The 11655-nt window shown below is 46.8% G+C and carries 13 protein-coding genes and 1 pseudogene; 7 read left to right on the top strand and 7 right to left on the bottom strand.

The window, feature by feature from the left end; translation table 11 throughout:
• Both NDA01_RS29765 and NDA01_RS29760 read right to left on the bottom strand, forming a co-directional pair.
• A partial coding sequence (locus tag NDA01_RS29765; protein ID WP_348230870.1) for a caspase family protein occupies nt 1-476 on the bottom strand: 476 nt, incomplete at its 3' end.
• A gap of 83 nt (nt 477-559) precedes the next feature.
• The gene (locus tag NDA01_RS29760; RefSeq protein ID WP_348230869.1) at nt 560-1897 is read right to left on the bottom strand and encodes a hypothetical protein; all 1338 of its coding nucleotides are present in this window, start codon (nt 1895-1897) and stop codon (nt 560-562) included.
• Between the two features lie 1072 nt (nt 1898-2969).
• Here NDA01_RS29760 and NDA01_RS29755 point away from each other — a divergent pair.
• The 4 genes from NDA01_RS29755 to NDA01_RS29740 all read left to right on the top strand — a co-directional run bounded on the left by NDA01_RS29755 (nt 2970) and on the right by NDA01_RS29740 (nt 6410).
• Nucleotides 2970-3185, top strand: coding sequence for a hypothetical protein (locus NDA01_RS29755; RefSeq protein WP_348230868.1), 216 nt, complete (start codon nt 2970-2972; stop codon nt 3183-3185).
• 341 nt (nt 3186-3526) lie between these two features.
• A complete protein-coding gene (locus NDA01_RS29750; RefSeq protein WP_348230867.1) occupies nt 3527-3913 on the top strand; it encodes a hypothetical protein in 387 nt (128 codons plus the stop codon).
• On the top strand, nt 3883-4149 hold the full coding sequence (locus NDA01_RS29745) for a type I restriction-modification enzyme R subunit C-terminal domain-containing protein (protein ID WP_348230866.1): 267 nt from the start codon (nt 3883-3885) through the stop codon (nt 4147-4149). The genes NDA01_RS29750 and NDA01_RS29745 overlap by 31 nt, the downstream gene beginning before the upstream one ends.
• 416 nt (nt 4150-4565) lie before the next feature.
• The gene (locus NDA01_RS29740; RefSeq protein ID WP_348230865.1) at nt 4566-6410 is read left to right on the top strand and encodes a hypothetical protein; all 1845 of its coding nucleotides are present in this window, start codon (nt 4566-4568) and stop codon (nt 6408-6410) included.
• A gap of 49 nt (nt 6411-6459) precedes the next feature.
• Here NDA01_RS29740 and NDA01_RS29735 read toward each other — a convergent pair whose 3' ends face one another.
• From NDA01_RS29735 to NDA01_RS29725, 3 genes are all read right to left on the bottom strand, one after another.
• Complete coding sequence (locus NDA01_RS29735; protein ID WP_348230864.1) at nt 6460-6678, bottom strand: hypothetical protein; 219 nt, start codon at nt 6676-6678, stop codon at nt 6460-6462.
• 296 nt (nt 6679-6974) lie between these two features.
• Nucleotides 6975-7991 (bottom strand): tyrosine-type recombinase/integrase, encoded by a 1017-nt coding sequence (locus NDA01_RS29730; RefSeq protein WP_348230863.1) that lies wholly within the window; start codon nt 7989-7991, stop codon nt 6975-6977.
• Nucleotides 7992-8294: 303 nt separating this feature from the next.
• A complete protein-coding gene (locus NDA01_RS29725; protein ID WP_348230862.1) occupies nt 8295-8732 on the bottom strand; it encodes a hypothetical protein in 438 nt (145 codons plus the stop codon).
• A 388-nt stretch (nt 8733-9120) separates the two neighbouring features.
• Here NDA01_RS29725 and NDA01_RS29720 point away from each other — a divergent pair, with 388 nt between their 5' ends.
• From NDA01_RS29720 to NDA01_RS29710, 3 genes are all read left to right on the top strand, one after another.
• Nucleotides 9121-9663, top strand: a complete 543-nt coding sequence (locus tag NDA01_RS29720; protein WP_348230861.1) for a hypothetical protein — start codon at nt 9121-9123, stop codon at nt 9661-9663.
• A complete protein-coding gene (locus NDA01_RS29715) occupies nt 9660-10376 on the top strand; it encodes a hypothetical protein (protein WP_348230860.1) in 717 nt (238 codons plus the stop codon). Before NDA01_RS29720 ends, NDA01_RS29715 begins: the two co-directional genes overlap by 4 nt.
• 170 nt (nt 10377-10546) lie before the next feature.
• Nucleotides 10547-10912, top strand: a complete 366-nt coding sequence (locus tag NDA01_RS29710) for a DUF6788 family protein (protein WP_348230859.1) — start codon at nt 10547-10549, stop codon at nt 10910-10912.
• Nucleotides 10913-11169: 257 nt separating this feature from the next.
• Here the strand turns inward: NDA01_RS29710 and NDA01_RS29705 are convergent, their stop codons facing one another.
• Both NDA01_RS29705 and NDA01_RS29700 read right to left on the bottom strand, forming a co-directional pair.
• Nucleotides 11170-11397: a hypothetical protein gene (locus NDA01_RS29705; protein ID WP_348230858.1), complete on the bottom strand. Its 228-nt coding sequence runs from the start codon at nt 11395-11397 to the stop codon at nt 11170-11172.
• Between the two features lie 42 nt (nt 11398-11439).
• Nucleotides 11440-11655, bottom strand: a pseudogene (locus NDA01_RS29700) (oxidoreductase); the annotation flags it as partial.

Raw genomic sequence — 11655 nt, 5'->3', positions numbered from 1 at the left:
ATGTTTTCAGTTACAGCGTAGCCACTATGACAAGTGTCTAGTAGAAGTACTAGGCTACTCAAATGGCTTCCCTTTTCTGTGATTAATTTTCCAAGATCTTTAAAAGAAAGACCGTTATCTTGACCAACTAATTCACCTTTTCTACTAAACAGCAACTCACAGTCCGAGGTGGCAATATAACCTTTCGCGGTTTCTTTTACTTGATAACCATGCCCAGAAAAATAAAGAAGAACATCTTTATACTGTTTGGTCGATATAAAGTCTTTTAGCTTCGACTTGAGAGCATCAATCGTGACATGCCCAGTTAACTGGTATTGAGAATCAACTTTATACTGGCTATAATCAAGACTAGTAAAAAATTGCTTCAGTTTAGCGACATCATTGCTTGATTCTGAATTAGCAAAGTTTTGCAACCTCGCATCATCATAATGGTCAATCCCAACTAGAAAGGCTGCTCCTTTTTCGCGCTCTACCATAGCAATTCCTTAACGCTGTTTACCGCAACAGCTTTCCTAGTTGGAACAGAACTATATCCCAACCAGGAAAGCGAAATTTCAAACTAAATGCTCATTGCTGCTGACCAAACAGCGTGAGCCACTTCTGGCTCATCAATGGCATTGTGTGCTCCTCCTAAGCCGGCATCGGGAGGAATTTTGCAGATGTATTGGCTGCTTCCCAAATTGTAAATTTGTCCACTCTTGAAGTCATAGTCCCGATCGCAAGATAGCATCTGAAGGGGGTTCAAAGAGATGCCGTCTCCTTGTATTCCAAAGGCACCAATGGCTCCATATTTAGGAAAAACTTCAAAAGATGCACTAGACATCGCTACACCACTCGCTAGCGGATAAAGCACTCCTACGGCTGAATCATATTCTGAAAGAGTAGTAATGATAGGACCTGAAACCTTGCCATCCCGAATGACTGGATAAAAATAACCAGCAGTCCCACGAGCCTTAGGAATATCCGAGCAATAGGCCCATAGCGATAGCGCCCCCTGAATGAGGGATAGGGAGTTTACAGGACGAGGTAAGACCCCTTGTACTTTCGGTCCTGCTAAAGTCGCTGACATCACAATGCAGCCAAAGCTGTGACCCACCAAATGAAACCGTACCTGCTCAGACGTTGCCTTTTGAAGCGTTGTTAACAACTCAAACCCAGCACTCTCGCCAAACTGCCGTGCTCGTGCCTTCATCTTCCAATACGAGAGCGTTCGTAAAGGAGACAATACTCGGCTCAAGACAAAGCTACCACCATCCAAAAGCCCAAAATCTGCGCCATCTCCTATAATCTCTGTTTCGACTTCGCTCTCCTTATAAATGCTTTCTGGATCAAATGCCTCGCGATCGTCTCCAGGTGCAGCGGTAACTCCCTCGCTGCCAAGACCTGCCTCTTGGTTCAGAACTCGGTAAGCTTCTATGGTTTCTCCTGAAAGTTCATCAGGTTCGAGATCACTCAGTGCCTCTGAAAAAATAGTCTTTAATGCTGACTTAGCAGGTTCACTGTTGGACACACGTTCTGCGTAGCAAGCCGTTAATGCCTCGACAGCCTCTGCTTCTGAACCTACTTCGATTAACTCGTTACCCCAAGGCAAACTAGGCCAATGCAAACCGATGAGTAGAGCCTTAAAGCCAGGGCGCAATTGCTTTATCTTCTCTATATCAGCCGTATTGCTTGCCATAGCCTTGATCCAGCGATCGTACTGATTACGGGCTGCTGGAATATCACCTTGCCACCCATGGCTAAAGATAAAAACATCAGTAATGGGTTCCTGAGACAGCACTTCCAACACCGTTTGACTAAGTTTGCTTCCATCAGGTTCATTACGCTCATTACCTAAAGCATCAAAGTTGATCAGGTAGTAATTGAGCAAGGTGCCAGGAACCGATTCAAAAGGCATACTTAAAACTCCACTGTAATTTCAGGGTGTAATCAGCTGTGATTGGATAATTGGTTGTGTTTCTAGGCAGCATAGGCATAATAATTATTCCCACTAGGCTAGATTTCACAACGCAAGGTCAATGAAAAGCAAACATTCCTTACTACTTACCCCACCGTTCTTTGCTTAGTCTGAATCTGTAGGAATGATAGATGGGCTAATGGCTGAAAATCTGTAATTTCAGTGTTAACGAAAACAAGCAGCCTTAGATTGACTAGAGATGCGAGTGGATTACCAGTGGCACACACACCAGCAAATTCCTCGGTCTTGACGTCATAGCCTTCAACAAGAGCTGTCTTATTAGATCGACTTGCAGAGGAAATTTCCATGCGTGGTACTTATAGCCTCTAGGTAGCAGTAGTATAATTTAGGACTAGAATTAACATGGCTTTTTAAGCTTGACTAATATTTTAGCCCTTAAGTTTTAAGTATAAATACCTAGAAAAAGCCCAAAAAAGCTCTTTTTGTCAATTAATGTCAGATTATTCAAGAGCATCGTATGCCCCTCCGGATTGTGGGGATGCTTGAGTAAGCTTGGAACCTTATCAATCTCTTCGTGGTTAAAGAAAAAACCAATATGCCTTTGGTATGTAGCGCAATTTGTCAAAGGCGATCGCGTGAGCGAAAACGCAGCAGCTAAGAAACCCCAAAGCTCCCACTTGTCCCCACTGAGATAAACATTGCATTCCAAAAAGGTCAGGAGCGATTGCTGGGTATCCTAAATCAAGAGACAGAACTGCACAACTCAATATCAGGTTATCTCTTCAAGAGCCTGCTGGTCCCAAGACTAGTGGGCTTTTGTTTTAACGGTCCTCAAGTCATAGAAAATGTCAAAATCTACTCTCTTATCTCATCCTGAAGGACATCAACTATGTCAACACCTCATCACCCTTTTAGATCCTTGGATATCATTCAGTTGAGAATTCGCTTATTACAGTTACTTCCTTCCCAGCATAAGATTGGGTACCTTAATTTTTTAAAACTAGCTGTAATCCTTAAATCTTGCCTAATCTTTCAGTGGGAAAGGAGTAGGTTGGACATTCACCAAGCATTTCAGGCATCAGTCTCCCTGGAGGAACAGAGAGCAGAGGTTGAAACCCCGTATCCTCAAGGCTCAACTGCGGCAGAAGATTATATCGACGGTTACTTAGACTATCAAAATGCTGCCATGCAACTGGAAGTTCCCCAGTGCCGAAGCGATCGCAGTTCTTACTATGGCTATGGCCCAGGATGGCAAGCCTGCGCTTAGCTTGATAATCGCCGCCAGCATCTGCGCCGATTATCAAGCTGACGAGTAGCGTGTTCGCTTTAACGCCCAAAACAAAAAGCTTTTACCAGAGAAGTCCAATAAATAGACCAATTTTATTTATTGGATTTCTCCTCAATCTGCTCTTAAAACCCTTTATCTACAGGGCATACAGCGATCGCATTTAGATTAAGCAAGAGTGCAAGTTTTTGGACATGTTGACGCTGCGATTGCAATTGGCATGACTGCAAACCAAGCCCGAATTCATTCGATTCAGCCCACAAGTATGGGCGATCGCTGCATCTCTAGAAGAGAAAGACAGCATCCCAATGGTGCGCGAGCAGATGGAATTGATCCAAGAGATTCAGACCGATGCTTGGTGGGAAGATGTAACCGTTCCGATGTTAGAACGCGCCCGCAAACGCCTGCGAGCATTAGTCAGATTGATTGAGAAAATCCAGCGTCAACCGATCTACACCGACTTTGAGGATGAACTCGGTCCTGAAACTCTAATAGAAATTCCTAACTTTGGTAGCGGTAGTGAGTTCGATCGCTTCCGGGCTAAAGCAAGGCAGTTCCTACTGGCACATAAAGACCACCTCACCATTCCCAAGCTCAGGTTTAAGCAACCCCTAACCACAACCGATCTCGATGAACTGGAGCGAATATTGTTGAACTCCGGCGTTGGCACCCCAGAACATTGGGAGCATGCCAAACAAGCCAGGGCTTAGGATTATTTATTCGTTCCTTAGTTGAGCTAGACCGGGAGGCAGCTAAGCAAGCCTTTGGTGAGTTCTTATCTGGCTCCACCGCCTCAGCAGACCAGATTGAATTCATCAACCTGATCATCGACCACCTAACCCATCATGGCGTTATGGAACCGAGCTTGCTATACGAGTCCCCTTCACAGACTTCAGTTCTCAGGGTCCCGAAGAAGTATTCGGCCCAACCCAAGCAGATACGTTGATATTGGTGTTAGAAAGCATTTACTCTGCTGCGGCTGCATGATGGTTGAGGCGATCGCTCCTTCGATATCCTCTAACACTCAACTTGTTACATCACACTGCTACTTTTCGGCCAAAAAGAACCTAAAAAAGCGTAGGAAACACAAGGATTAGCTTCCTACACCCCTAGAATCACATACCCGGGGAAAGTCTTGCTTAAACGGGATTGTAGAGTTTTTAAGAATATTCTCCAGATTTGACATATCGAATATTTGCGAACCTCAAATTTTTGCTAATACAGTACAAAATTACCATAGGTTGATATAGTAATTTTGTACTGTATTTCTGTTCGGCTATGCCTCAATGCCCTCCCAAAAATACCCTCGAAGCTTTACTCCAATACATTAAACAAGGAGAAACCAGTGTTAGGGGCCAAAGTTTGGCAAATTTGAAAACTGCTTTAAGAAGGTATATTCTCCCCAACTTACCTGGATATAATTTTGGTACTGAAGATTTAGAAGGAGCGGGTTTAGAGTACGCACTCAGCCAAATTCCTCTGGATGTATTTCTAAATTCTGAGCCTCTTAAACTTCTTTTAGAGGCTTATCAAGCTGCTTCATCGGCTAAGCAGATTAAAACCAATGTAGAGAGGACAACATACCGTCCGGCTCTTAATACGTTTCTCAAATGGATACAGCAAGAGACCTGGTATGAAGAGGCTGCTGAAGGTCGTTATGGAAAGTATGCTCCCAAAAGTCGCTCCAAAGCAAACATCATGGCGGCAAACCAAGGACGCAGGGCATTGCATGCTAATCCTTATGGCTTACAAGAATCTGAACTGACTGCAAAGCTTTCAAAACAGTTAGAGCAACTTCATACGTTTTGCACTGGGGAATATGTTCCTAAGCGCCAGGACAAGAAGATGCGAGAGATCACTTTCAAGAATCATAAGGAGCGGGTACTTGATATTTTAGGATGGCTCAAAAATGTTGAGAACTACGAACTCAATGACTTAGACCTCAAACTATTACTCGATTTAGAGTTGCTCGACAAATTTTTTGCTTGGGGCATTAACGAGCGTGAAAATACCTGCGGCTGGGCAATGGGGTTTTGTAATTCAGCACTGAACATTGCGAAGTGGTTACATTGCTACGAGTCTAAAAGGCCCATGTACCGGGACATTGCCGTAGTCGAAGAAATTCGGATGATTACTAATAATTTGTCTAAGCGGTATACAGAACAGCGAAAGGCCAATAAGAAGGCTAAACGGGCAGAGAAAGAAATGACGATGGAGCAATGTGTTGAAGTTCTTAAGTACTTGCGAAAATGTTGTGCCCCACGAGACTCTTTTGGTACAAAACGTTCTGACTTAGCCATTATTAAGTCCTGGCAGCGCTATTTACTTGTAGCAATATTGACCTACTGTCCACTGCGACAACGGGAGCTTAGAGAACTTGAACTTGGGCGTACCCTCTTTCGTACGCCCGATGGCTATCGCATAGTTTTAGAACCAGAAGACAACAAAACAGCCGATGAGCGAGACTTCATTCTTTCAGATGTTTTGGCTCCAGAGGTGGTAGCCGATATTGATGAGTGGCTAAACGTCTGGAAGCCTAAAACTCAGGCGGCCACAGTTGATCTAGACAGTTGGTTAGGTTTTGTAGCTCGTCGGGCATATAAAAATACAGAAGAACTGAACAAATATTTAGCCAAGCTACAGCAGAAACACCAACAGGCAGTACAAGCAGATCAGGGTGAAGAAGTTGAAAAGATAGAGAAGCTTATACAGTCAGCCCAAAGCAGTTTTCAAACGGTGGAACTCGCAAGGAGTAATCTTCGCGAAAATTTATTTTTCATCTCCTTTGGAAACAGCCAATTAGAAGGGTATGGCAAACAAATAGAGGCAGGTGACTTATTTACTATAGTGACTCGTGCTGTTTACACAGCAACATCAGCATTAAAAATGCTGGAACATCCGTTATTTAAGGATATTGACCCACGGAAAACAAATCCTCACTTCTTTAGAAATATTGCGATTACTCACGAACGCAGACATGGTGATCCGAAAAAGCGAAAGGCTTTTCATAAGGTTATAGGTAATTCTGAGGCGGTTGGGGACAAAGATTATAACGAGATGCATCCTGGCGAGAAAACCGTTGATGCTAAGGAATGGTGGAAGGCAAAAACCCTTGAGGGTAAAGCTGCTATAAGCGCTCAAATTAAAGCTTTAGCCTCAAAGCTGCCCGTTGAAGAGCGACGAAAACTTTTGCTAGAACTCCTGTAGTCTTGCAGTGGCTAGCCATTGCAAGCTTTTCGATGGCGTAGCGCTTCAGTTAGAGCGATCGCGTCCTCAATTGGTACAGCAAGCCTATCAATTCATCATCCGTAAGCTGACTTCTACGCTTACCCTGGAAGTTATCAGCAATGAATTGATGGGCTTGCTCCACAGTCCACCCCAATCGGACGATTTGGATTTGAACCCCCACAATCACATCGCTGAGATCCTCATAAGCGACCGCAGGAGCTAGAGGCACAGGTTGTGGAAAACTCACTTTTCCCCTCCCTGGACCCTCCCCACCGGAGTTTATTTGTTTTTCCAAGACACCATCATACCCCCCACCCTTCATATAGGCAAAGGTGTGTAATTCCAGTTATAACTGCACACTAATTTGCTAAATATAAAAACTAATTAACTCTTTAGAATTAAGGCTTTCAGCCTCTAAGACTCAAGGGAAACCAAAGGTTTCAGCTTTGGTTCACACAGAAATCTGGGCACTCCTGCTCTGGCCCACTCAGCCTTCATCTTGTCAATTACCTGGAGCTGCAACCAAGCAGGTAGAACATACAGTTATGATTCATCGGTCTCTTCGCCGATCGCCTGCAAGTAAGCTTCAGCCGCAGCCTGCTTGAAAACGCCTTTGGTGTAGCGCTGAAAGACGCGATCGCTCTTGATTCCCATTAGTTCCTTGCCGAACAGCGGATCAACCCCGCGTCGCGTGACTTCCGTGCCAAACGTATGTCGGAAGCGATGCGGATTCAACCCCTCTATCCCAGCGATCGCTCCCAACTGCTTCACCATTCGATGTAAGCCCTTGTAACCTAAGCGCTTTCCTGCACTTTTCGGGTCTTGTGCCAAAAACATCGGGCTCTCCGGCAATGGCTCAAACATATCACCCTGCTGCTGCCGCCACTCGAGATACACATTCAGATATTGTCTCGCTTCTCGATTCAGCGGGACTTCACTCACATTCTGTCCCTTGGAACGATGCACCTTGAGAATCTTGCTGTTCCAATGCTCCACGTTGAGTGCCGAAGCTTCCGATGCTCGCAGCCCATGACTCAACACAGCAATAATGGCGCGATCGCGTACTCGGGTACCAGAGGCATCGCGAATCGCAGTTTTCTCCTCCAATTGCAACACCTGCCAAATCTGAGCAAGCTCGTCCTCATCAATATGAGCCGCTTCTGGTTCTGGCTGCCGTTCTAGGTCGATTGCATCCGTCGGCAAGGGTTTGTTCGTGGGATAACCGTTGCTACGTCTCAGCCACTGATAAAAAGACTTCAACGTGTTGAGCGCATGGTTAATGGAGGTTGCCTTCAACCTCTTGCGCTTCAACTCGCGGCGATACTTGCCGATGTCGCTAGGTGTCACATCGAGCCAGGACTTGTCGCACCAAGCAGCGAACCGGACGAGTTGGCCTCGATAAGCCCGCTGGGTGTTGTCTGCCTTGCCCGTTTGCCGTAGAAACTCCTCAATCTGCCAGTGCCGCAGATCCGGTGGTTCCAGTTGCCGAGGTTCCGGCTGCTTGCCACCTGTTAGTGGCAAAATCACGATGGGCAGAACTGGATCGGTGGATGGTGGCATGGACGCTCGTGCTTTCCCCTCACTCAACAAGCCAAGTGCGATCGCAGGGGAGAGAGCGATCGATCTGTTGCGTTTTGCGTAGACAGAACTGCTCCTGAGCTGGTTCAGCCATCCGCTCCACTCCTGATGGGAGCAATGGCTTGATTTTATCTTGACTTGCAGGGTTGTTCTCCTGATGAAGAGAGAATGTAACTGAGACGGTTGTTTGCTTCCGGCTCCCTAGCAGCATTGTTTTCCCCAGTCTTAAAATGCCTTGCCCAAAATTCTTGGCACTCTCTAGCCCCAAATGTGGAGAAGTCGCAGCTAGTCAATGTAGTCTCGGAGCATATCCGATTTTTCTGGCTCATCCGCCATAATGGGGCGATCGCCATCGAGAGAAAAGGTCTTGCGAGTTTGGACTTTATCCGCGGCAATCGGTCGTTTGCCATCTTCGTCAACCACTGCTTTCACATCCAAATGGCTCGGCCTGATGGGGCGGTCGCCATCAATGCCCAGAGTTTCGGTCGACTCTAAGGAACTAGCTACAATCGGACGACTGCCATCGACTTCAATCGTGGCAAGGACCCGAATGTCATCCGCCACGACGGGGCGATCGCCATCAATGGGCAAAATTCTCTCTACCTGCAGATCACTCTCATCAATCGGACGATTGCCATCGACCTGAAGCATCTTGGCATCTGCTTGATCTGACCCGGAAGGAGTTAGGGCGCTGTTATCTGGCTGCTTTGGCTGTTTACTCACAATGCAAACTCCTAATCTTCATCGCAACTCTCCACTTTTAACGGCTGGACTGAGGAGTGAGCGACTACCTAACGGGTGGTTTTCCAGCAATTCTGCTTGTTCCCGGGTCTAAGCCAACTGTGACCACCAGTCAGTGCGATTTCAAGTGGTGCATGCCTGAAGGTTGCGATCGTCGAGGTTCCTTGTCTTTGTGGCCCTCTAGTAGCACGAGCACGATGAGCAAAACGGGGTCCTCAGGAAGTGAAGTCATCACCACAGAGAAGGTTGAGCAAATTTTAGATAGAGATAACGACACTTATCTCTATCTAATTATTCTAAGATTATTATCAGCACGACCAATTTTTTACTGGGCTCGCCATAATAAGGAAGCCTTTCGAACTCAACGCAGATGGGGCGATCGCCAAACGAAACCTGCTGGGCTTGTAGCCTGTTGACGGCAGATGAAGCCCGAAAACTTCACGATGCTGCTGTTGGAGGTGATGGGTGCTGGCAAAATGCTATCTGTCATAGTCGGCGCTCCTATTACCGGAAGGGACGGGCTCAAGGCGTAAGGCGGCGATCGCCGCTTGAGGAAAATGTGGTTCCGGTTCCTGAGGTGCCTTATGTGGTCCTCCATACTTATGTAGACCAGCCTCGGCAAGTGAATGATGAGGTGGTGATTCATGCGATGTGTGCCGAGCTGTGGGTAGGAAATCAGCCTAAAGCGATAACTCAACCTCAACATACTTTTGGGCTCCCACCTCGATTGGTAAAGGAGTATGCGCGCCAATTACTAGAAGCGTTGTACCAGCAATATGGTGAAGGGCGATGCAGTGGATTTGAGCGCTATGCCCATGAGCAACAGCATTCGTTATCTCAGTGCCCGATCCGTCCTTGTGTTTACCATGCGACTCATCTGGAAGCGCTGGCTTTGAGAGGAATGGAAGAATGAATCAGCAGCTAGAACTGCCACTGTGGGATTCTTTGAGAGCAGCTCAGATCATGCCGGAGCAAGCGAATGTGGCAGAGTTATTGGGGCAGATGGATGCGGCGATCGCCCAAGCGCCAGAGCAAGAACAGTTACAAGTAGCGGGGGAAGCGCTGCTGCGGGTGGCTGAGTTGTGTGCCGTGCGGGCAGAGGTATTGATTACGGAATGGGAGGATGCTTACCGTGATCCGGTTGTTGCACAGGGTTTCTTTGCGGATGTGGTGCGCCAGACAATGAGCGTGGATTTAAGCGAGTTGATGGAGCCTGCTCCTCCACGTCAACGGAAAGCGAAGCGAGGAACAGCAGAGGATGTGGCAGCAGGATCAGTTGCAGCGCTGGTGGATAAGGATGTGATCTTGGAGTGGCTAGAGGAGTGGGTCGTAGACACGGGAGGAGAGGAGGAGCAACCCGCTGAGGCAGATTTAGTCTGGGCGATCGCTCATGAAGAGGCAGTCGCAGAGTGGGGCCAAGCGATCAGTCAGTGGCTTCAGCAGCATCGAGAACCGAGGATTTCCCTCCAGCAGTTGTATCAAGGACTGGGAATATCTTGGGTCAACCTATGGCTAGGATTACTGCTGGGGGGCTTTGAGTTAGAGCAGCCAGGGGAGTTTTATGAGTCAGAGGTTTGGATTAAAGCTCTACCTCCTCAGGAAACCTCCAAGGTTGAAAAGATTTGATGTCAGTTTCATCTTGTGTAACTAGGGAAGAAAGTTACACAAGACCGCAGCTTACTTAAGCCAGAGGGCTAGCGAGTACGGATGGGGATTACACAAGATCGCAGGGCTACTTGAATAAAGCTTCTTGTGTAACCAGGGAAATAACGACTGAAGTTACACAAGAATTAGTCATGCCACGCAAACCTTCTCTAGAATCGCTTCGTGCCACTCTACAACGGTTGAACTTGCAACAGAAGCAGGAGATTTATGCTTGGCTAGCGGAGGCGATCGCCTCAGAAGCGGAGGCAGCTTTAGTTATACCGCTACGACTTGAAGCAGCGGTTACTGAGCAACGGCGTTATCAGGACAAAGCCTACCAACGGGAAAAGCGACGCTGCAATCGGGCAGGTTGCAAATGTATGGTTGGAGAAGTGGCTGATGTGGGGCATGGGCCTTACTGGTATGCCTACTGGAAAGAGCAGGGAAAAGTGAAAAGCCAGTATATCGGGAAGCGAGCCCCTTGGGAAGAACAGCCTAGAACAGAAACAACGGAATGAGGTTTTGGCTCCTTTCTGAAGCGGTCTCTTGCAAGCTCGGCTGTAAACAAACTCATCAATCATGCAAAGAACTGAGACGTTGATTTGGAGACAAGTTTATTTACAGTCATTGGACGCTACAAGCAATCTTTTCGTTCAGGTGGAGCAGATGTAAAACAAATGACCAAATATTTGCCAGCTTGAACTGGAGTAAAGGATTTGCAGCCCTCTCATGGAAATAATAAAGCACTCTTCAGCTATAGGTTGTAGAGCGCGCTTTAAGAGCGATCGCCCCGTTGAATACACTGCATACAAACATTGAACAAGGCGAGCACTGATGCGATTTCAATCGGAATTTGCAGCGACAGTGGAGCCGCAATCAGCCCAGCCAGGATGAAACCCAAACCGACAAAAATAGAGACAATCAGAATCACTTCATCGTCAAATAGCTTCAGACCGACCCATAAGGTGCTAAACTCAAGGGCCCAAAAGATGAAGTGATTCATGGAGTGATCACTAGTTGTGGTTTTTATGATGTCATCTAATGCTTACATCATTTGGCGAATCGGACGGACGATCACTTCGTTCACATCGACATCATCCGGCTGGGACACCGCGTACAAGACCGCTCTGGCAATCGCATCTGAAGTCAACGCTGTTTTGCGGAGTTCTTGCAAAAAACCTTTGGATGCATCATCTGTAATATCAGAGCCGAGTTCCGTCTCAACCACGCCGGGGGATATGGTGGTGACGCGGATATTGTT

It is taken from the genome of Trichocoleus desertorum AS-A10 (assembly GCF_039962155.1).
GTDB lineage: Bacteria > Cyanobacteriota > Cyanobacteriia > FACHB-46 > FACHB-46 > Trichocoleus.
Note: the sequence above shows the minus strand (reverse complement) of the source record. Positions and strands in the feature narration are given on the sequence as shown.

Bases quoted from the DNA above. Each gene is read 5' to 3' on its own strand.
- NDA01_RS29760 (WP_348230869.1), bottom strand. From the start codon at position 1,897: ATGCCTTTTGAATCGGTTCCTGGCACCTTGCTCAATTACTACCTGATC.
- NDA01_RS29730 (WP_348230863.1), bottom strand. From the start codon at position 7,991: ATGCCACCATCCACCGATCCAGTTCTGCCCATCGTGATTTTGCCACTA.
- NDA01_RS29750 (WP_348230867.1), top strand. From the start codon at position 3,527: ATGGAATTGATCCAAGAGATTCAGACCGATGCTTGGTGGGAAGATGTA.
- NDA01_RS29720 (WP_348230861.1), top strand. From the start codon at position 9,121: ATGGGGCGATCGCCAAACGAAACCTGCTGGGCTTGTAGCCTGTTGACG.
- NDA01_RS29715 (WP_348230860.1), top strand. From the start codon at position 9,660: ATGAATCAGCAGCTAGAACTGCCACTGTGGGATTCTTTGAGAGCAGCT.
- NDA01_RS29710 (WP_348230859.1), top strand. From the start codon at position 10,547: ATGCCACGCAAACCTTCTCTAGAATCGCTTCGTGCCACTCTACAACGG.
- NDA01_RS29705 (WP_348230858.1), bottom strand. From the start codon at position 11,397: ATGAATCACTTCATCTTTTGGGCCCTTGAGTTTAGCACCTTATGGGTC.